General features: G+C 55.5%; 23 protein-coding genes and 1 tRNA gene. 13 read left to right on the top strand and 11 right to left on the bottom strand.

Going from position 1 to position 19,402, the window contains the following annotated elements; genetic code table 11:
* Positions 1-271: 271 nt before the first annotated feature.
* Genes SynSYN20_RS01990 through aroC form a run of 4 tightly spaced genes read left to right on the top strand, consistent with a single transcriptional unit; the run spans position 272 to position 3,608 of the window.
* Positions 272-1,114 carry a class I SAM-dependent methyltransferase gene (locus tag SynSYN20_RS01990; RefSeq protein ID WP_186524527.1) on the top strand — a complete coding sequence of 281 codons (843 nt, stop codon included), beginning with the start codon at positions 272-274 and terminating at the stop codon, positions 1,112-1,114.
* A 3-nt stretch (positions 1,115-1,117) separates the two neighbouring features.
* Complete coding sequence (locus SynSYN20_RS01985; protein WP_186524526.1) at positions 1,118-1,978, top strand: methyltransferase domain-containing protein; 861 nt, start codon at positions 1,118-1,120, stop codon at positions 1,976-1,978.
* Between the two features lie 5 nt (positions 1,979-1,983).
* Positions 1,984-2,460 carry a cupin domain-containing protein gene (locus SynSYN20_RS01980; RefSeq protein WP_186524525.1) on the top strand — a complete coding sequence of 159 codons (477 nt, stop codon included), beginning with the start codon at positions 1,984-1,986 and terminating at the stop codon, positions 2,458-2,460.
* Between the two features lie 59 nt (positions 2,461-2,519).
* Positions 2,520-3,608, top strand: coding sequence for a chorismate synthase (gene aroC, locus SynSYN20_RS01975; protein WP_186524524.1), 1,089 nt, complete (start codon positions 2,520-2,522; stop codon positions 3,606-3,608).
* Between the two features lie 12 nt (positions 3,609-3,620).
* Here aroC and SynSYN20_RS01970 read toward each other — a convergent pair whose 3' ends face one another.
* The 7 genes from SynSYN20_RS01970 to SynSYN20_RS01940 form a co-directional block, all read right to left on the bottom strand.
* The gene (locus tag SynSYN20_RS01970) at positions 3,621-4,220 is read right to left on the bottom strand and encodes a hypothetical protein (protein ID WP_186524523.1); all 600 of its coding nucleotides are present in this window, start codon (positions 4,218-4,220) and stop codon (positions 3,621-3,623) included.
* A gap of 39 nt (positions 4,221-4,259) precedes the next feature.
* Positions 4,260-4,910 carry a bifunctional 4-hydroxy-2-oxoglutarate aldolase/2-dehydro-3-deoxy-phosphogluconate aldolase gene (locus tag SynSYN20_RS01965; RefSeq protein WP_186524522.1) on the bottom strand — a complete coding sequence of 217 codons (651 nt, stop codon included), beginning with the start codon at positions 4,908-4,910 and terminating at the stop codon, positions 4,260-4,262.
* A complete protein-coding gene (gene ftsH3, locus SynSYN20_RS01960) occupies positions 4,885-6,738 on the bottom strand; it encodes an ATP-dependent zinc metalloprotease FtsH3 (RefSeq protein WP_186524521.1) in 1,854 nt (617 codons plus the stop codon). The genes SynSYN20_RS01965 and ftsH3 overlap by 26 nt, the downstream gene beginning before the upstream one ends.
* Before the next feature lie 45 nt (positions 6,739-6,783).
* Entirely contained in the window at positions 6,784-7,953 is a 1,170-nt protein-coding gene (sat, locus tag SynSYN20_RS01955; RefSeq protein ID WP_186524520.1) for a sulfate adenylyltransferase, read from the bottom strand.
* A gap of 104 nt (positions 7,954-8,057) precedes the next feature.
* Complete coding sequence (gene psbO / locus SynSYN20_RS01950; RefSeq protein ID WP_186524519.1) at positions 8,058-8,879, bottom strand: photosystem II manganese-stabilizing polypeptide; 822 nt, start codon at positions 8,877-8,879, stop codon at positions 8,058-8,060.
* Positions 8,880-9,065: 186 nt separating this feature from the next.
* On the bottom strand, positions 9,066-10,376 hold the full coding sequence (gene coaBC / locus SynSYN20_RS01945; RefSeq protein ID WP_186524518.1) for a bifunctional phosphopantothenoylcysteine decarboxylase/phosphopantothenate--cysteine ligase CoaBC: 1,311 nt from the start codon (positions 10,374-10,376) through the stop codon (positions 9,066-9,068).
* Positions 10,366-10,596 carry a DUF2555 domain-containing protein gene (locus SynSYN20_RS01940; RefSeq protein ID WP_186524517.1) on the bottom strand — a complete coding sequence of 77 codons (231 nt, stop codon included), beginning with the start codon at positions 10,594-10,596 and terminating at the stop codon, positions 10,366-10,368. The genes coaBC and SynSYN20_RS01940 overlap by 11 nt, the downstream gene beginning before the upstream one ends.
* A 44-nt stretch (positions 10,597-10,640) precedes the next feature.
* On the opposite strand from SynSYN20_RS01940, the gene SynSYN20_RS01935 reads away from it, so the two are divergent.
* From SynSYN20_RS01935 to SynSYN20_RS01910, 6 genes are all read left to right on the top strand, one after another.
* Positions 10,641-10,713, top strand: a tRNA-Ala gene (locus SynSYN20_RS01935).
* Positions 10,714-11,088: 375 nt separating this feature from the next.
* Positions 11,089-11,784, top strand: a complete 696-nt coding sequence (locus SynSYN20_RS01930) for a putative 2OG-Fe(II) oxygenase (RefSeq protein ID WP_186525382.1) — start codon at positions 11,089-11,091, stop codon at positions 11,782-11,784.
* A gap of 141 nt (positions 11,785-11,925) precedes the next feature.
* Positions 11,926-12,072 carry a hypothetical protein gene (locus SynSYN20_RS01925; protein WP_186524516.1) on the top strand — a complete coding sequence of 49 codons (147 nt, stop codon included), beginning with the start codon at positions 11,926-11,928 and terminating at the stop codon, positions 12,070-12,072.
* 53 nt (positions 12,073-12,125) lie between these two features.
* The gene (locus SynSYN20_RS01920; RefSeq protein ID WP_006853639.1) at positions 12,126-12,326 is read left to right on the top strand and encodes a hypothetical protein; all 201 of its coding nucleotides are present in this window, start codon (positions 12,126-12,128) and stop codon (positions 12,324-12,326) included.
* 184 nt (positions 12,327-12,510) lie between these two features.
* Positions 12,511-12,852, top strand: coding sequence for a DUF565 domain-containing protein (locus SynSYN20_RS01915; RefSeq protein ID WP_186524515.1), 342 nt, complete (start codon positions 12,511-12,513; stop codon positions 12,850-12,852).
* 70 nt (positions 12,853-12,922) lie between these two features.
* Positions 12,923-14,437 (top strand): NAD(P)/FAD-dependent oxidoreductase, encoded by a 1,515-nt coding sequence (locus SynSYN20_RS01910; RefSeq protein ID WP_186524514.1) that lies wholly within the window; start codon positions 12,923-12,925, stop codon positions 14,435-14,437.
* Here the strand turns inward: SynSYN20_RS01910 and SynSYN20_RS01905 are convergent.
* Complete coding sequence (locus tag SynSYN20_RS01905; RefSeq protein WP_186524513.1) at positions 14,377-15,426, bottom strand: aspartate carbamoyltransferase catalytic subunit; 1,050 nt, start codon at positions 15,424-15,426, stop codon at positions 14,377-14,379. The genes SynSYN20_RS01910 and SynSYN20_RS01905 overlap by 61 nt on opposite strands.
* Positions 15,423-15,992, bottom strand: coding sequence for a DNA-3-methyladenine glycosylase (locus SynSYN20_RS01900; protein WP_255476331.1), 570 nt, complete (start codon positions 15,990-15,992; stop codon positions 15,423-15,425). The genes SynSYN20_RS01905 and SynSYN20_RS01900 overlap by 4 nt, the downstream gene beginning before the upstream one ends.
* A 206-nt stretch (positions 15,993-16,198) precedes the next feature.
* Here SynSYN20_RS01900 and SynSYN20_RS01895 point away from each other — a divergent pair, with 206 nt between their 5' ends.
* Complete coding sequence (locus tag SynSYN20_RS01895; RefSeq protein ID WP_186524512.1) at positions 16,199-16,945, top strand: queuosine precursor transporter; 747 nt, start codon at positions 16,199-16,201, stop codon at positions 16,943-16,945.
* Between the two features lie 12 nt (positions 16,946-16,957).
* Here the strand turns inward: SynSYN20_RS01895 and SynSYN20_RS01890 are convergent, their stop codons facing one another.
* Positions 16,958-17,245 (bottom strand): hypothetical protein, encoded by a 288-nt coding sequence (locus SynSYN20_RS01890; RefSeq protein ID WP_186524511.1) that lies wholly within the window; start codon positions 17,243-17,245, stop codon positions 16,958-16,960.
* On the opposite strand from SynSYN20_RS01890, the gene SynSYN20_RS01885 reads away from it, so the two are divergent.
* Together SynSYN20_RS01885 and gatC are read left to right on the top strand one after the other, a co-directional pair.
* On the top strand, positions 17,218-18,006 hold the full coding sequence (locus SynSYN20_RS01885; protein WP_186524510.1) for a creatininase family protein: 789 nt from the start codon (positions 17,218-17,220) through the stop codon (positions 18,004-18,006). The genes SynSYN20_RS01890 and SynSYN20_RS01885 overlap by 28 nt on opposite strands.
* On the top strand, positions 18,003-18,296 hold the full coding sequence (gatC, locus tag SynSYN20_RS01880) for an Asp-tRNA(Asn)/Glu-tRNA(Gln) amidotransferase subunit GatC (protein WP_186524509.1): 294 nt from the start codon (positions 18,003-18,005) through the stop codon (positions 18,294-18,296). The genes SynSYN20_RS01885 and gatC overlap by 4 nt, the downstream gene beginning before the upstream one ends.
* A gap of 39 nt (positions 18,297-18,335) precedes the next feature.
* Here the strand turns inward: gatC and crtR are convergent, their stop codons facing one another.
* Positions 18,336-19,355 carry a beta-carotene hydroxylase gene (gene crtR, locus SynSYN20_RS01875; RefSeq protein ID WP_186524508.1) on the bottom strand — a complete coding sequence of 340 codons (1,020 nt, stop codon included), beginning with the start codon at positions 19,353-19,355 and terminating at the stop codon, positions 18,336-18,338.
* Positions 19,356-19,402: the final 47 nt, after the last annotated feature.

Genomic DNA, 19,402 nt, shown 5'->3' with positions numbered 1-19,402 from the left:
GATTTGCCCCAGCATTCATTAATTACAACGTAGCTAGCGCGAGAGCATCACAATGCTTTCCTTCACGAAAACAGCATAAATTCGACTTATTGCTCCAGGCTGGCAATCAAAGCCGATCGAATTTGCTGACACTTTCAAAAACGAGCGTTAGCTTGAAGAAATATCGTTCACAACAGCCACCAGAATTCGGAAGCTTTTGGTGTGAGCATGCATTTGTCAATGCATCGATACGAGATCTTCAAGATCTCTGTTCCCACATTAAAAGTCATCTATGTCATCGTTCACGAATCCCTCTCCAGTCGAGCAGAAAGATGCTCAGAAGTTCGGAGACTCACCTGAACGGGTTCGCGAAACTGATCATTACGAACAGGAATACATCGAACAATTTGTTGATCGCTGGGATCGATTGATTGACTGGGAGGCAAGAGAAAAAGCAGAAGGAGATTTTTTCATCAAACTATTGCATCAGCATGGAGCCAAATCCGTTCTTGATGTTGCCACTGGCACAGGTTTCCACTCCGTTCGTTTATTGCGAGAAGGATTTGATGTTGTCAGTGTGGATGGAAGTCCAAACATGTTGGCTCGCGCCTTTAAAAATGCACGCGAACGCGACTTGTTGATGCGCACCGTTCATGCCGATTGGCGCTTTCTCAATCGTGACGTTCATGGCGAGTTTGATGCGGTGATCTGCCTAGGCAATTCCTTCACGCATCTATTTCGTGAGCAAGATCGACGCAAAGCGTTGGCGGAGTACTACGCCGTGCTGAAGCACAACGGCATTTTGATCCTGGATCACAGAAATTACGACCGCTTGCTGGAGGGCAACTCCAAAAGCGGAAAAAGCAACGTGTACTGCGGGAAGGATGTTGAAGTTGGTCCGGAGCATGTCGACGACGGACTGGCTCGCTTCCGCTACGCCTTCAGCGACGGAAGCACTTACCACCTAAATATGTTTCCGTTGCGCCACGGCTATGTAAGACGCCTAATGCGTGAGGTTGGATTTCAACGGATCAATACCTTCGGGGACTACCAACAAGGCCATGACGATCCTGACTTCTATGTGCATGTTGCGGAAAAGGAATATCGCTTTGACACAGACATGACCGAGATTTAGATCATGGCTGAATCTTCTTTTTCAAAGGCTGCCTCCACTGCCGCTGGTTACTACGACAGCAACGATGCCGACCGCTTTTATGCCGAGGTTTGGGGCGGAGAAGACATTCATATCGGGCTCTACAACGCGGAGTCGGAGCCGATTGCAACCGCGAGTCGCCGCACGGTAGAAGCGCTAGCCGCTCTCATTAAGGAGCAGCGCACTGACTCCTCTAACGAGAGCTGTTCCATCGTGGATCTGGGCTCTGGCTACGGCGGAGCGGCTCGCCACCTTTGCCAAAACCCCAAGGTCAACGTAGAAGCCATCAATATCTCTGCCGTCGAGAACACCCGTCATCGTGAACTCAATCATGCGGCCGGCTTGGAAGGTCAAATCCAGGTTCATGACGCCTCTTTTGAAGCCGTGCCTCTTAAGGATGCCTGCGCCGATGTGGTCTGGAGCCAAGATGCCATCCTTCACTCGGGAGATCGCCAACAGGTGATGAAAGAAGCCGCAAGACTTCTTAAGCCCGGTGGCGTGATGGTGATGACAGACCCCATGGCGGCCAACGGCGTGCCCTCAGGGTCACTCTCCAAGATTCTGGAACGCATTCACCTCTCCGATCTGGGCTCCCCAGAGCGATACAAAAGCTGGGCGACCAACGTTGGGCTTCAACGCGACGTTTGGGATGACCGCACGCCAATGTTGATCCTCCACTACAGCCGAGTTCGTGACGAGCTCCAACGGCGTCATGACGAGCTGAAACTGAGCATTAGTCCTGAGTACCTCAAAACCATGAGCGCAGGTCTTGAGCATTGGGTTGAAGGAGGCAAAGCTGGAAGGCTCTGCTGGGGCCTGATGCGTTTCCACAAACCAAAAGAGTGAATCCAATGAACGAACGCAACGCATCTGAGGTCATTGAGAAGCTGGTCGAGGAATGGAAGCTGCAACCCCATCCGGAGGGCGGCTGGTATCGCGAGCTGCATCGAAGCTCTGCTCTTGTGGTTCGCCCTGATCAGCAACAGCGCTGCGCCATCAGCACAATCTTGTATCTCTTGGATGCAGGATCGCTCAGTCGCTGGCACAGGGTGAGCCATGCCGATGAGGTGTGGACCCATCTACAAGGAGCACCACTCAGTCTGTGGTGCCTCGAACCAAAGGCTGATCAGGCCACGCGAGAGGTGTTGTCGATGCACAACCCTGTTCAGGTGATTCCAGCGGATCACTGGCAGGCCGCTAAAGCTGAAGGTCCTTACAGCCTGGTGAGTTGCTGTGTTGGGCCTGGATTCAGCTTTGAAGATTTCACCATGCTCAGAGATCTTCCAGAAAGCGAGCGTCCAACGGCAGCGCTTGTTGATCTGATCTGAGCTCAGATCAGATCAACAGTGAACCCGACTGATTACGCTCATCCCAGCAGGGAGACCCCATGGGCAGCAGCTTCGGAGAACTGTTTCGGATCAGCACTTTTGGGGAATCGCACGGTGGAGGTGTGGGCGTCATCGTGGATGGCTGCCCGCCAAGGATGGAGTTAGACCTTGAGGCCATTCAGGCAGACCTCGACCGCAGACGGCCTGGTCAAAGTCGTATCACCACACCGAGGAAAGAAGAAGACAAGGTCGAGATCCTGAGCGGATTACTGGATGGGGTCACCCTTGGCACTCCGATTGCAATGGTGGTGCGCAACAAGGATCAACGACCTCAGGATTACAAAGACATGGAAGTGGCCTTCCGCCCCTCCCATGCTGATGCCACGTACCAGGCGAAGTACGGCATCCAGGCCCGCAGCGGCGGCGGCAGGGCCTCCGCACGGGAAACGATTGGACGGGTTGCAGCGGGAGCCATTGCCAGGCAGCTGCTCAGAAAAGCCAATGGAACCGAAGTGATTGCTTGGGTGAAGCGAATCCACGATCTCGAGGCGAACGTTGATCCCAGCTCAGTCACACCCGAACAAGTAGAAAGCAACATCGTGCGCTGCCCTGATGCAGGGATGGCCGAAAAGATGATTCAACGCATTGAAGCGATCGGCCAAGAGGGAGATTCCTGCGGCGGGGTGATTGAGTGCGTGGTGCGGCAAGCAAGCACAGGGCTGGGAATGCCCGTGTTCGACAAGCTGGAAGCTGATTTAGCCAAAGCCGTGATGTCACTGCCCGCCACCAAGGGCTTTGAAATCGGATCGGGCTTTGCCGGCACTTTGCTGAAGGGCAGTGCCCACAACGATGCCTTTCTACCCACCAAGGACGGAAGCCTGCATACGGCCACCAACTATTCCGGAGGCATTCAGGGAGGGATCAGCAATGGAGAAGCGATTGTGATCCGCGTGGCCTTCAAGCCAACGGCCACCATCCGCAAGGAGCAACAAACCATCAACGCGGTAGGAGAGGCCACCACGCTCTCAGCCAAAGGACGCCACGACCCTTGCGTCTTACCAAGAGCCGTTCCGATGGTGGAAGCGATGGTGTCCTTAGTACTGGCCGATCACCTGCTCAGGCAGCAAGGGCAATGCAGCCTTTGGTGATCCAAACCAGCCTTAGCTTCTGGCCGGCGACTGGATCCCACTGCTGCTAGCCAACTGTGCTGCCGCTTTCGCCATGCGGCCAGCGGTGGATCGCGCTGAAGTGGACTCAGTAGTCGACTTACGGGCACGGCGCGCCTTACGAGGCTTCCCAACTGACGCCAAGGAGGTTGTAGACGTTTCGGTTGTCTTGGCCACCCGTGCTTTGGCAACCCCTGCAGAGGAAGAAGCTCGTTTTGTTTTGGTTGAGGTTGTGGTGCGAGCAGCGGCAGGCTTTTCAACTTTCACAGCTTTGCTTGTTTTGCTGGCTTGACGCGGTTTGGAAACTTGGCGATTGCGATGACTCAACACCATCACCCATTCCTCATCCGTCAGGGATGCAGGCTTGCTTCCATGCGCAGTGGCTAGCTTCGCCGCTTTCTCAATGTCTTCAATCAGATTGACCCAAGAAGTGGCAAAGCGCTTGTCGGACTGAGACCTTGCGCCGCTTTCAACCAAGGTCTCAACAACACCAGCTGCCGTGACCTTTTTACGGCGACGATTAAAGATCTCTTTCTGCAATTGCGCGATCAGAGCATCCGCCTTGTCGCTCAGCTTGATGGATAACTGAGACATTCGAAATGAATTCACTATCCCATCTGTAGCAGATAAGACTCACGTCAACCAATGGCTTAGGTCGGCGATGGCGTTTGTTGTGCTGAGAACGCCACGACCGAGGGCAATCGCGTCGTAACCAGCCGATAACCACGGATCCAAGTCGGCCACACTCAACCCTCCGGCGGCAATCATGAAGGGCAGATCCCTCATTGGGGCGGAAATCTGCCGGTGATAATCGAGGCCCAGCACCACCGCTGGAAACAGTTTCACAACATGGCAACCAAGAACCCATGCCTGCCGAATTTCGGTTGGCGTCATCACACCAGGGACGAGACAACAGTTGTGTTGCTGGGCCATAGAGACCAGACCCTGATCCAACAGCGGCGACATGGCATAGGGCAGATCAAGATCGATGACCGCTTGGAGACCGCGTTGAGACGTGACAGAGGCCACTCCCAGCTGAAGGGTTGGATGCCGCAGACGAATGGCCGCTATCAGGGCACTCCAGCGAGAGTGATCCATCCAGGCAATTTCAATGTGATGGACGCCCAGATCAACCAACTGATCGAGGCGTTGACACAACAATGACTGCAAAAACGGCCCAAGGAGATCACTCTCCCTGGGCCGCAAAACAATGATGAGTGGCTGACGGCGCAGAGAGGCCATCAACCACTGCTGACGATCAGACGTACTCAGCAATTCGTACATCGCGTCGGATCAAGAGATCCTGAAGTTCCTGTGAATCCACAGTTTCGCTTTCAACCAGCATTTCAGCGAGCTCATCAAGGACAGAACGGTTGTCGTTCAACACCTTGGTGGCACGGTGATAGGCGACGTCGACAAGATCCGACACCTCGGAATCAATCGTGGCTGCCGTGTCTTCAGAGAAATCACGTTCAGCGGCGATATCGCGACCCAAGAACATTCCACCTTGCGCACGGCCAAGAGCAACCGGGCCAAGCTTGTCGCTCATGCCAAAACGGGTCACCATTTGACGGGCTACGGAAGCCACCTGCTGGAGATCGTTGGAAGCACCCGTTGTGACTTCGTCTTCTCCGTAAACAATTTCTTCTGCAACCCGACCACCCAAGGCCACGGCCATCTGGTTTTGAAGATAAGTCCGTGAGTAAAGGCCAGATTCCATCCGTTCTTCGCTCGGGGTAAAGAAGGTCAAACCGCCCGCATTCCCGCGGGGAATGATCGAAATCTTCTGGACGGCGTCGTAGTCAGGCATCAGTGCACCCACGAGCGCATGGCCTGCCTCGTGATAAGCAACCAGACGCTTGCGACGCTCGCTCATCACCCGATCCTTCTTCTCAGGGCCCACCATGATGCGCTCAATCGCATCACTGATCTCGTCGTTGCTCACCTCAGTGAGTTGACGGCGAGCCGCAAGGATGGCCGCTTCATTGAGAAGGTTGGCCAAATCAGCACCGGTATATCCAGGGGTCCGGCGAGCCACCTTGTCGAGGTCCACGTCCTTCGAAAGGGTTTTGCTGCGGGCGTGAACGCCAAGGATTTGGAGACGACCAGCGTAATCAGGCCGGTCAACCGTGACTTGGCGGTCGAAACGACCTGGACGCATCAAGGCTGAATCCAACACATCAGGGCGGTTGGTTGCCGCAATGATGATGATGCCTGTATTGCCTTCAAAACCATCCATCTCCGTAAGGAGCTGGTTCAAGGTTTGCTCTCGCTCATCGTTACCACCACCGAGGCCAGCGCCACGCTGACGACCGACAGCATCAATCTCATCGATGAACACGATGCATGGTGCATTTTTCTTGGCCTGTTCAAACAGGTCGCGAACACGGCTGGCACCAACACCAACAAACATCTCCACAAACTCAGAGCCAGAGATCGAGAAGAAGGGAACACCTGCTTCACCTGCCACTGCTTTGGCGAGCAGGGTTTTACCTGTACCCGGAGGGCCAACTAGCAAGCAACCCTTAGGAATTTTTGCTCCTACAGCGGTAAAACGATCTGGATTCTTGAGGAAATCAACCACCTCAGTGAGCTCAAGCTTGGCGCCCTCAATTCCAGCAACATCACCGAATGTGATCTGCGTGGTGGGCTCCATTTGGACCCTGGCCTTGCTCTTGCCGAAATTCATGGCTTGGTTTCCACCGCCGCCGCCGCCGCCCTGGGCGCGACGGAACAGGAAGAAAAGACCTCCGAGCAGCAACAACGGGAAGATCAAGCTGGTCGCGGCTTGCTGCCAAGCGCCCGGCTGACGTGAAGGCTGCACAGCGATGTCGACGTTGTGATCCGTCAGCATCTTCAGCAGATCCTTGTCCGGAGCGAGGTTGACCTCCGCACGACGACCATCGGTCTCAACAATCTGAGCCGTTCCACGATCGGGAGAGAGCAACACCCTGCTGACCTGATCTTCCTGAACAGATTCAACAAAATCGCTGTACCGCAGCGTGCGTGCCGCCGTTGCAGGGTCGGGGCGATCAAGGAACGCCGTACCCACAACGATTACTACCACTACGAGCAGGACATAAAGCCCCACATTGCGCCAACGCTTGTTCAAGGTTCTTCGCCTCTGATGAAGGAATGTTAATAGAAATCGAAAAAATTAGGAGGCCCGAAGGACCTCAACCACGCTGCGGAACGCAAACCACTCTGGGATCTCCTCGCCACTGCGAAGCATCTTGCGGAATTGGGTGCCGCTGAGCTTTTTGACATGCAGACCGCGGGCCTCTGCATGTTCCGCAGTGACATACCCCTCTTCATCGGTGAAGACGAGATTCAAGGAAGGCACCGTCTCCATCGTCAGCTCAGGAGCACACTCTTTGGCGAAATTCTGCGCGTCATAAGGGCCGTAAAAATCATCCCCAGAAAGAGAGGACTTACATCCAGCCATATCCCGGCCAATGATGAAGTGAGTACAGCCGTAATTCCGGCGAATAATCATGTGCTGCAGGGCTTCACGCGGACCTGCCATATGCATCGCATACGGCAGATAGGCCCAACGAATGCGCGAGTTGTCCACTTCTGCGGCCAGGCGTTCATAGGTCTGGAAGCGAACGGCGCCAGGGATGTCGTCCTGCTGGGTGGGGCCACAGGTGGGGTGCACCAACACGACAGCATTCTCACTGACGTTTTGGGCGTGCAGTGCACGGGTAAAGAGCTCGTAGTGGGCGCGGTGAATGGGATTTCGGCACTGGAATGCCACCACGTCTTCGCCGTCAGGGAGACCGGCGCGCACCTCTGCAGGTGTCTTGCAAGGGAAGACGCGCTCCGGAAGCTGCAAGCCCTGAATCAAGCCACCGAGGTAGTAACGACGGCGCTCTGTGGCGATCATGCGCACCGCCGGGTGCTCTAGCGAGGTGGTGCCGTAACAACCTTTGGCCTCGATAACTTTGTCGGGTTCCCACTTGTCTCCAACGGTGAGAAGAGCGAGGTCCTGACCCTTGTACGTCAACAACACCTTGTCACCAACCGCCACGTCCTCACGGTCGGTATCCATCACGATCGGCAACCCAAACAGGTATCCAGACGTGGTGCGGTGCCCGGCCACAACGGAGTCGTAGTCGGCCTGATGCATGAATCCTCGTTCTGGAGAGAATCCACCCACCACGAGCAGCTCAACATCACAGGCATTGCGATCGGAACATTCAATGCTTTTGGAGGCAGAAGCCTTCAGTGCGGCATGCTCCGTGGCTGACACCATCAAATCCACCAAGGTGCCTCCGTAAGGAGCAATCACCCCGGTGCGCTGCGAGGACGAGGAACTGGCAGTCATCGGCGATTCATGTCTGGATCAGGGATGGCGAAATTCTCCCAGAAGACACAAAAAAAAGAGGGCCTCGGCCCTCCTTTTGAATCAATGCGTCTGAACAGCGGAGGTCAAGCCTCCTCAAGACGGCCGAAGACCTCTCCGCTGATCTTCACGTCAACGATCTCCCGGCCGCCCATATCGGAGTCGGAGGGTTGAATCGCTGTGAACACACCGCCAAACTCACCGGTCTCAGGGTCGATTTTGGTGATTGAAAAGCTCATAATGCCAGTGCCATCGATGTAGCGCTTGACGTTTTCGCTTTCCAGTTCTTCGTAGTCACCACCCAAGGCCATCAGGCCCTGCGGATAGTCCACACCGGTTGTCAGCGCACGACCCTTGGGATCGATGAAGTTGCTGGTGCGGTAGCTGGGTGTGCGGTAGGTGCCGTTGAAGTCGGTACTGGTGGTGAGTGCAGCACCATCAGCGGTGGCTTGAAGGTTTTTGCTGGAGAAGGTGAAGGGAAATTCCTCACCACCAGGAACCAAGACGGTGATCGGCTGGAAATCGATGCCGCCCTTTTCGCTGAAGCTCAGGCCGTCCTCACCAACGATGAGATCACCAAAGACTTCATCCAAACTCGAGGTGTAGCGGGTGAGAATTTTGCCCTCAACGAATTGCGCCTCTTGACGCTTATTCGCAGGCTCGCCTTTGACGAAGACCTGGGAGGGATGCATGCAGATTCCGCGCAGTTCATAAGCAGCGCCAGCCGTCAGGCTGATGGAACCACGGGCCGAATCAGGCAGGGTAGGGCAATCATTGGCCTTGCCCGTATTGCGGATGTCGTCATAGGTGACGTTGGATCGATCTATGGCCTCAGCACCACCACTGCAGGCGGTTACAACAAAGAGACAGAGGGCTAGCACCATGGCCAGCAGGGGACGGATGCGCATAGAAGAAGACTGATTAGCCGGACGAAGACGGTATCCACCGATTTTTCGATCCTACAAGGGGAAAACGTGGGTTCCGGCAAGCCTTTTGCAGCTCTCAACAAGGCTTCGCGTTGCGGGTCCTAAAAGAAGCAAATTGAAACCGATAAAAGCGCCAATTTCACTGTGATTGAGACCGATCTCAGAACATCACAGAGCTGAGTCAACGTCGGGCGAATTGAGGGGATGCGCTGCGGGCAGTTGCCTGGCGATCTCATCCAACAAGCGATTGGCGAGCTCGAGCTTGCACTGGGGTACGCACTGCTCCTGAGTGCCATCACGCCTGAGCAACCAGCCTCCATTGAGATCAGAGCCAAACCCCTGATTGGGCTGATCAATGGGGTTGGCAAACAACAGGTCGCATTGTTTGGCGGAGAGTTTGTGACGGGCACGCTCCAGCAATGAATCAGCTTGACCACTGAGAGCCGCAAATCCCAAGAGCACTTGACCCGGCGGTCGGCGCTCAGCCAAGCCGGCCAAAAGATCTGGCACAGCCTCCATTTCGGCCGAAAGAACGCTGGCCAAGGCGGCCTTCGCGGGTTTCTCCGGAAGCGCTCCACCACGACGGCGCAGATCGGCCACCGCCGCGGCCATCGCCACCGCATCAACACCCGGCTGCAGATCAATGAGTGCCGACTCCATCGCTTGCGCCGACTCCACAGGGTGGCAACACAACCCTTCAAGCCAGGCGTCAGGCAACTGCAAGGGGCCATGGATTAAGTCAACCCGGGCACCTCGCCAACGGGCAGCTTGAGCGAGCATCACGCCCATGCGTCCGCTACTGCGGTTGCTCATCGTTCGAGCAGGATCGAGCGCTTCCACCGTTGGGCCAGCGGTGACGAGCAAGGAACGACCGCTCCAATCACGCCTCAACTGGCGTTCCTGGCTCCCTTGCTGAAGCGCATGCAGAGCCGCCAATTGAATCAAAGCGGGATCGGCCATTCGCCCCTCCCCAATTCGATCACAAGCCAACAACCCAGGCTCTGGCCCTAGGCAGAGCACCCGTTGATCCTGTTGCAAAAGCTCCCAGTTGCGTCGGACTGCAGCATTGCCCCACATGCCTGTATTCATGGCTGAGGCTGCCACCACAGGCCGCTCGCAAGCCAACAACAAAGAGGCCAGCAACCCATCTCCAAGCCCCTGGGTCCAACGGGCCAAGCTCGTGGCGCTTAAGGGAGCCACAACCACGAGATCTGCCCATTCAGCAAGCTCCACATGCAGCGGCCGAGGCTGCGATGGATCCCACTGATCCTGATCTTGCAAACACGGGCGACGACTCAGGCTTGCCAGTGCCACAGGGCTAACAAGGCGAGAGGCGCTAGGGGTGACGACACAACGCACCTCGGCCCCTGCCTTCACCAATGCACTGACCAGAAGTGGGGTCTTAACCGCAGCGATGCTTCCCGATGCCGCTACGAGGAGGCGACGCCCCTCCAGAGGCCTTGGGGCCTCAATCTTCATCGAATGGTTCCTGATCAACTAAATGAACGTATGGACCCGTGAGCTCCGGCCGGTGGATCGCCAAGGCACGCAACAGATGCCAATCATTTAAGCCATCAAAAGGGGTGGGGTAGTCGTCGTCTTCAAGGCGCTTCGCGAGCACAGCCACTTTGTCGTCATCAAACGCGTCCAGAGATTCCGGCGTGATCGGCATGCTGGTTCCCTGAAGCGAAGACCCCATTCTGCCTCGGGCAAGAATGAGAGTGGCGCTAAGTTTCGAGCGACGGGGTCTTAGCTCAGCTGGTAGAGCGCTGCGATCGCACCGCAGAGGTCAGGGGTTCGAATCCCCTAGTCTCCATGCCTTTCAAGATGTTCAATTCATAAATTGAATTGAAGAAGGTGCATCTCGTGACGGCATTGGAGTGGGTCCGTCATTCGCACTTCATCACAGCCAAGCAAAAGCAAAAAGCTCATACAATTTTGCTGAATGGACCAAAAATCAGGCCCTCAAATTACTGGTCATAAAGGCAATTTACAGCAGGATTTTTCACAGGCAAGGAGCGAAAACAGCAACACGGAGCCACCCCATGTTTGTAACAACAGAAACAACCAGGAGCAGACTTTCCTCGTAAGTGTAAAACCCCTATGAATTGAAAAGCACAATATTGGGCTCAGGATGAATACAACGATCCAAGCTCATGCCTTTTCAATGCATCAATTAAGAAATCACTTCATGGATGTCATTGATCTCTTTCCACGATCGATCGTGCAAGGAGAGGTTGAGCCCAACCTTCGCAATCAACTGCTCCTCCATTGTGAGGACGTCCTCCAAAACCCAGAAGCGAGTACCGACGCTTCGATACGCCTCGCTGGCCAACTCAACCAACAACGAGAACTGAATCCAACACAACCCGCCGTTCGGGAACTTTGTGAGTCGGTCCTGCTCGAAGGCTGCGAGCGCTGGATCCGTCACGTGATTGACCAGCAGCCACCTCAGGGACGTGGCCCATGGGTGCCAGGTCGCTACCAACTAAGGCTGATTGACATCTGGCTGAATTGCCAAATGGAGGGCGATTACAACCCGATGCATACCCATGGAGGAAGTTTTTCTGGGGTTGTCTTTTTAAAGGTGCCATCACAGATCAACGGATCAAGTTTTGATGGTCAGCTTTGTTTTCACGGGCCTGAGGAGTATCACCTTCAATCATTTCGTACGGGAATGGCAAGGTATGTGCTTCCCAGCCCGGGCGATTTTTATATTTTTCCAGCCTGGCAACCCCATTCCGTCATGCCTTTCCGGGGGAGCGGAGAACGCTGGTCTCTCGCTTTTAATGTTGTCGCACAACCCACGTCTGGGCATCCACAGCCCCCTGAGCAGAACCAAAACATTTCGCTTTCGAGTCAGCGGCCACGAGCGAAAGGGTTCTGAGATTCAATCTCTCAGAAAATTGCCTTAAGATTAACTTTCACTTTCAAGGACAGCCATGGCCTGGAGCCTTGAAAAGCAACTTTTCCTCGTGAGCGCTTCAGGCGCTCACGAGCTCCAGTCTTTTGCACTGGGGTCTTGCTGATGTTCCCAACAAGCACTCACTTCACAAGACACATCCCCCTGTTTGCCGGCCTTTTGGTTCTTGTTTTGGTCTCAACGCTGGCAAGACCCAGTGCCTTAATGACCTATGGCCTTATTGCACTGGCTGGTGGGCTCGTCCGTCGCTGACATCAATCGGGACAACCATGCGGTAAAAGGGATGTCAGCAAAGCCAATAGACGATGTCGCAATCCAAACGAGAACAGGTGGTCAGCCACCTGCGCTACATCCGCCAAGAGTTGCGAGAAATGCACCAAGGCGTGATGGAAGACGGACTTCTCCCTGAAGCAGGTGAAGTGAGAGGCGTCATGGCCCAGATGGAGGCACTGCTTGAGCTGCTGGAGGGGAAATCCTCTCGCAAAGCGAAGGCCGATTCAGATTGAATGTGGTCAGGCGTAAGTGATTGGCCCAAAGCAAATCTTGTTTCAACAGGAAATGCTCAAAAACCAACAATTGCTACTAGAAATTAATAGAGATCGAGTATTAATAGCTCGGCAGGTTGCCGGCCGGGTGATGGGGATCAATTGGTGGCACACCTGTTACAAAGAAGCTTGAGGGGTTACATTCATGACCGCTCGACTTCAGAAGACTCGGCTTCAAATTAGTTTCGGAGAAGCCACTGCAAGGCTTGACCGGTGGGCTGTCAATCCCTGGAGAAGGGCATCGTTGATGTTGATTGCCCTCGGAGCAAGCTTTGCCTTGGGAAACAGCATTGGAGCCATTGCAGGTGCTTTGGCCTTGATGGATCCAGTGTCCGCGCTGATTACGGTGGGGATCTGGGAGTTCATGGTGCGAACCAGGCGGCATTGGGCACGAGACAAGAAAAAGCATCTTGGACGTGATCTCTTGGACATGTCACGCATTGGGTTGCTCTATGGCCTCTTATTAGAAGGCTTCAAGTTGCTTTAAAGAACTCACAAATCCAGACAATCTTGAAGGGGATTCATAGCCTGGATTTAGATCTGCTGTTCGTTGGAACATGGCCGCTGAGCGTTTCTTCCTCGAACTCGAACCACCAGAAGAACGTCTTCGCGATGCCCCTCATGTGGTGATCGTTGGAGGAGGTTTTGCTGGAGTGCGGGCCTGCAAAGCACTTGCTCAAGCCGACGTGCGCGTCACGTTGATTGACAAGCGCAATTTCAACCTGTTCCAACCGCTTCTTTATCAAGTAGCGACAGGCCTGGTAGCCCCTGGCGATGTGGCGACACCGCTGCGACAGCTTGTTGGCAAGCAGCGCAACGTTCAGGTCCTGCTGGGAGAAGTGACGGGCTTAGACGCCAAAAAGCAGCAGATCCATTTCGGAGACAAAGCTCTCAACTACGACCACTTGGTGCTGGCAACGGGCTCAGGCAGCACCTATTTCGGCCATGAAGAATGGCGCACCTTTGCGCCACCGATGAAAATTCTTGAGCACGCCCAAGAAATTCGTCGTCGCTTGCTGATGGCCATGGAGCAGGCAGAGCAAACACCCGATCCCGCGGCACGCAAATTTCTTCAGACCGTCGTGATTGTGGGAGGGGGGCCGACAGGATGCGAAATGGCAGGTGCCACCTCCGAATTGATGCGCAACGCGATGCGCCGTGAGTTCAAGCAGCTTGATCCTGATGATTCAAGAATCATCGTGATCGACCCGGGCGATCGCTTGCTGAGGGCGATGCCTGAGTCGTTATCGGCCTCTGCGCAAAAAACCCTGGAATCTCTTGGGGTAGAAACTCTCTTCAAAGGGCGGGTTCAGAGCATGCAGCCGGGAGAAGTCACCGTTGGCACTCCAGATGGCGAGCAAATCATTCAAGCCGCAACCGTGATTTGGACGGCCGGAGTGCGCCCGTCTCACCTCGGCAAGACCCTTGCAGGCTCAATCGATTGCGAATTGGATCGCGGCGGAAGAGTGGTTGTTGAAGCCGACTTCAGCGTGAAAGACCATCCAGAGATACGAGTCGTTGGCGATCTCTGCAGTTACAAACACACCTCCACGGGCAACCCACTGCCCGGGATGGCAGGTCCAGCAACCCAAGCGGGTGGCTTTGTTGGCAAAGACATTGCCGCGATCATGAGTGGTAGCAACCGTCCGAACTTCAAATGGTTTGATTTCGGCAGCATGGCCGTGCTGGATCGTGTTGCGGCCGTTGCTGATCTCCGCGGCTTCAAATTCAGCGGGAGCCCAGGTTGGGCGGTTTGGGCAGCCGCACACCTTGCCTTCATGCCCGATCGAGAAAATCGCTGGTCCTTGCTGATCAAATGGATGTTTGCGGTTCTGTCACAGCAACGTTCATCGATGCTGCTCACAGGCATGCCGAGTCAGCACATCGGTCTCGACTCTGCAGACGCACCGTTCCCAATGAAGAGCGGCAGTGGCCCCTCGATTGCCGCTCCAGATGCGGCACTCAAAGCAGCCATGAATTACTACGCCAAGTCCGTCTCGGGAGTGCGTGTTCAGGATGGCGAAGCAGCCCGCGATGAATCCGCTACAGGATCAGACGCCGCTATTAAATAAAGCAGCGCCATCCGGATCGGGATTCCATTGCGAACTTGATCCTCCACCAAGCAAATCGAGCGGTCATCCAAAAGGGCACCGCTCATTTCAACCCCACGATTCACAGGGCCTGGATGCAGCACAGGGCCTGAAAAAGAGCAGCGTCGCAACCGCTCATGGCTGAGCCCATAGTCACGGTGATAGCGATCCAGATTCGTGAGCAGGTGATCGGTCATGCGTTCTTGTTGCAAGCGCAACGTCATCACAGCGTCCGCACCCGACAAGCATTCATCCAGGTTGCGGCTGATCTGCAGCCTTCCACGCTGAGGAACAGGATCAGCCGCTTGCCCAGGCGGAGGAGCATCCAAGAAGTCAGCAAACGCATCGGGCACAAGACTGGGCGGCCCGCACAGCACCACCTCCGCGCCGCAGGCACTGAGAGCCCAGAGGTTGGATCGCGCGACGCGCGAATGCAACACATCGCCAACAATCCCGATGCGCTTGCCCTGCAAGGCCTCGGGTTGAGGGCGATGGGGATCGAAATGGTGCGCAAGCGTATAGAGATCGAGCAAGCCCTGGCTGGGGTGGCTGTGCTGACCATCGCCACCATTCAGCACGACAGTGCGTTCTCCAGCTTGATCCAACTCATGGGCCAACTGCGCGGGCACATCGGTGCAGCGATGGCGAATCACCAACACATCTGCCCCCATCGCCACATAGGTACGCGCTGTATCGAGCAACGATTCGCCTTTGCTCAAAGAGCTGCTCGACGGCGAAAAACTCTGCACATCAGCGGACAAGCGCTTCGCGGCAAGCTCAAAGCTGCTGCGCGTGCGCGTGCTGGGCTCAAAAAACAAGGTGGCAACCAGTCGCCCTTGCAAGGCCGGAAGTTTGCGCGCGCCGGTCACCGGCATCGAGCGAAAACGATGGGCAAGCTCGAGCACGGTGGCGTAGTCGTCTCGCGAGAACGCAGCCAAATCGAGCACATGCCGGTGCGACCAGCCACTCATCGCTTCAACTCCAGAGTTGGAATGAAGGACTGAGGCAAAGCAGGCATCCGATCACCTCGGGCACGCCGGCTCACGCTGCGAGAGGCCTTCAGGTACCAACGCCAGGGCAAATCCTGGGCCTGAGAGATTCCGATCCGCGTGGTGGTCACAAGCTCTGGGCTATTGAGAACGGAGGGCCTTGGGGCCAACCACATTTCATTCTCGCCACAGGCGGAGCTGTTGTCATGACCGCGGCTGATTTGAAAGTGCCGAGACAGCAAACCAGGCCCCGCAGCCACCCGCTCAGGCTCGCCAGGCATGGCAACAGCACGAAGCAACACTCCGTTGGCCCAATCGCTCCGACCCGTCACCACATTCACGCAGTGGTGGATGCCATAGCTCACATACACATAAAACCGCCCCGGCTCTCCAAACAGCGTTTCGTTTTGCGGTGAGCGGCGGCGGTAGCCATGGCAGGCGGGCTCATCCTGGGAATATGCCTCTGTTTCCACAATCACGCCCCAGAGCAAGCATCCGTCGTCTTGGCGTTTCACCAGCCTGCAGCCCACCAATGCAGGTCCCACCACCTCTGCGGGTCGGCAGAAGAAGGATTGAGGGAGAGCTAAAAATTCTCGGGTGATGGGCTGGATGGCTCAAAGAGTTGCTGGAGAGATTGATCCATGGATCCACCACTCCGCTCTATGCATTGTCATCAAGAAAAAGCAATCCAGCTGCGCCATCTCAGATGGAATGTCAACACAACCCGAATGACCAGACTGTCAAGACGCAAACGATGAACGACGAACCCATGTCGGCATCACCCACAACCACCACAAGCCAAATCCAAGCCAGGCGAGACCTGGTATTTCTGGTACTGGCCGGACTCTTCCTCGGCACCCTGGGGATGCTCAACATCTTGGGCCTGACACGATTCCTGGCCCTTGGACAGATTGGTTCATGGCCAATCGTGGTGGCTGTTGGCGCCCTTCCCTACCCCGTCACCTTTCTATGCACCGATCTCATTAGTGAGCTGTGGGGAGAGGAGAGAGCCACTCAAGTGGTGTGGGTGGGTCTCCTACTCAATGGTTGGGTGGTCTTGATTTTGTGGGTCGGAGGTCTGATGCCAGGCCTGAACGGCGCTCCAGAATCCACATTTTTTGAGATTCAACGCCTGGCCTTTGGATCTGTCGGGGCATCGATGGTGGCTTACCTCACGGCCCAATTCGTAGACGTGCGCTTGTTCCACTTTTGGAAAGAACGCACCAATGGCAAGGCCCTCTGGCTCCGCAACAACGGCTCCACCTTGGTGAGCCAGTTAGTAGATACCAGTGCCGTGGTGTTGATCAGCCACTACGCCGCCCATGTGTTGCCCATTCGAGCTGGGGAAGCGGTGCTTCCTCAGCTCGGAGCCTTCATCGCCAGTGGCTATTTGTTCAAAGCCCTCGCGGCTTTCGCTGACACCCTTCCTTTCATCTGGCTCACCGCCTGGTTACGCGATTGGTTAGATATTCAGGGCGATGGCAAGGAAATTGTTCCCTGAGGGCCTTGCCACTCAGGTGACGATCAGCGCACCAAGACAGCTCAGACTGCAAGACCTTGGCATCATGAGTTCACTGACCTCGCAACCATGGACGCCGCCCTCTCTAGCTTCAATCTCGGGACCGTCTTGGTCTTTGGCAGCGGACTGTTCGTAATTGCCACCTTTTATTTCGGGACCCGAGGCGGCTACTACAACACCGACAAGTACGACGGCAACGGCACCGCGCACTAGGGCTCGAGCTGAGCGATCATCAAGCCACTGATCGAGATGGCATGAACGCCACCCTGCCCGGCCCAGCAACCAACACCCAAGCCATTCGTTTAGCTCTCCAAAGTTGGCCCGATGTGGAGGCCTACCTCAAAAGCTGCAAAGGAATCATCATCCCTTTGGGTTCCACAGAACAGCATGGACCCACGGGTGCGATTGGGACTGATGCCCTCACAGCAGAAGCTGTAGCGCTTGAGCTCGGTCGTCGCAGCGGAGTGCTGGTCACTCCTGCTCAGGCCTATGGCATGGCCGAACACCATCTCGGCTTCGCGGGGACGATGAGTCTCCAGCCCGCCACCCTGATGGCGGTGATGCATGACCTTGTGTTGTCGTTGGCCACCCATGGATTCGAGCGAATCTTTGTGGTGAATGGCCACGGAGGCAACATGGCCACGACCAAAGCAGCCTTTGCCCAGGCCTATGGAACGGCCGCCAGCCGAGGGCTTCCGGTGGCATCAAAATTGCGCTGCAGACTCTCCAACTGGTTCATGGCTGGGCCTGTGATGCGCCAAGCCCGAGAGCTCTATGGCGATCGCGAAGGCCAACATGCCACCCCTAGCGAAATCGCTGTGACCCTCCATCTTCACGACAGCCTGATCGCCAAGCAACGGCCCCTCCCTGACCCCGCCCCATGCGGAGCCATTCACGGCCCAGCCGATTTTCGCCGGCGCTATCCCGATGGCCGCATGGGCTCTCACCCCTATCTCGCGACAGCCGAACACGGAGCAGGGTTGCTGGATACGGCGGTCACGGCACTGCGCGAGGATCTTGAAACCTTTCTCTCCGCTACATGAGCAAGATCACCGCCGACGACGTTCGCAAGGTGGCCCAACTTGCCCGTCTTGACCTGCCTGATGACACCATCGCCACCTATACGGGGCAGCTTGAGCGCATTCTCGATTACGTGGATCAGCTGCAAGCGGTGGACACGGAGGGGGTTTTACCAACGACACGTGCTGTGGAGGTGGTCAATGCAACCCGTGAAGACACTGTTGTAGATACAGATGTGCGCCAAGACCTCCTAGATCAGGCCCCCCAACGCGAGGGAGATTTCTTCCGCGTTCCCAAAATCCTCGCGGATTAGGCCCAAAACATCCCAATAGCGGCACGTAGGCGTTACGCTCTAGAAACGCTGACGTGCCGGGGTGACGGCTGTGCGCCGCAATAACGTGAGCCAGGCTCGCCTCAACCTCCTGCTAGGCAGAAGCTTGGCAACCGGACGCATCTTGCTGCCCCTTGGTTTATGACTGCGAACGCCAATCAGAATGTCGTAGAAAAAATTGACAACGTCAGAGCGAGTTTCAAAGATTCCGAGCCTCTGCGGTGATTCTTTTGCGTCAAGAAGGGGCTTGGTCGCTTCATAAGCAGGCTTGTATTCAAACCATGGGATAGAAGGCCAAAGATGGTGCACTAAATGATAATTTTGCCCCATAATCAACCAATTCATCGTCCGGCCCGGATACACACGAGCGTTCTGCCAGCGATTTCTCGACAAGAATGGTCTATGGGGCAGATAGTCAAAAAACAACCCCAGAGTCACCCCCACCATGAGAGCGGGCGCAAACCAGCAATTAAAAATAAAAGGTAAAAAGTCGAATCGAATTGCTGCAGCAATGATCGTAAAAAAGATGGCTCGCTCGAATCCCCACTGCATCAACTCCCAACGCTTCCAAAGCTTGCGCTGAAAGAAGAAAAACTCGTGATAAAAAAACCTTGGGGCAATAAGCCAAAGAGGGCCAAAGGTACTCACGATGTGATCAGGATCATTTTTGGGATCATTCACGTGGGAATGATGTTGCAAATGCACCCGTGTAAAAACGGGAAAACTAAATCCCAACAACAAGGCTGAGCCATGCCCCATCGCTTGGTTGATCCAGGGAACCGGATGAGCCGCGTTGTGACAGGCATCGTGGACAACCGTGCCCTCTAAATGAAGCGCTAAGAATCCGCAGATCAAGAGCAGTGGCAATGGCCAGCCACCGACAAACCAGCCCCAAATCGACAAGGCTGCTAATCCGTACCCCCCTAAAAACAAGCCAACAGTGGGATTCCATACAGAAGGTGGATCCACAAACTCCTTTGGCACTGACCGAAGCCGGGGCGTCGATCCCGAGCTCTCCGGTTGTACGAGTGCCTGAGTCATCGAAAGATTCCTGTGTTGCCTGCTGCTACAAGCAACACCAATCTAGG

Origin of the sequence: Synechococcus sp. SYN20 (genome assembly GCF_014279555.1) — a bacterium.
GTDB lineage: Bacteria > Cyanobacteriota > Cyanobacteriia > PCC-6307 > Cyanobiaceae > Synechococcus_C.
The sequence above is the reverse complement of the archived record's forward strand: the minus strand, read 5'-3'. Positions and strand labels throughout refer to the sequence as shown.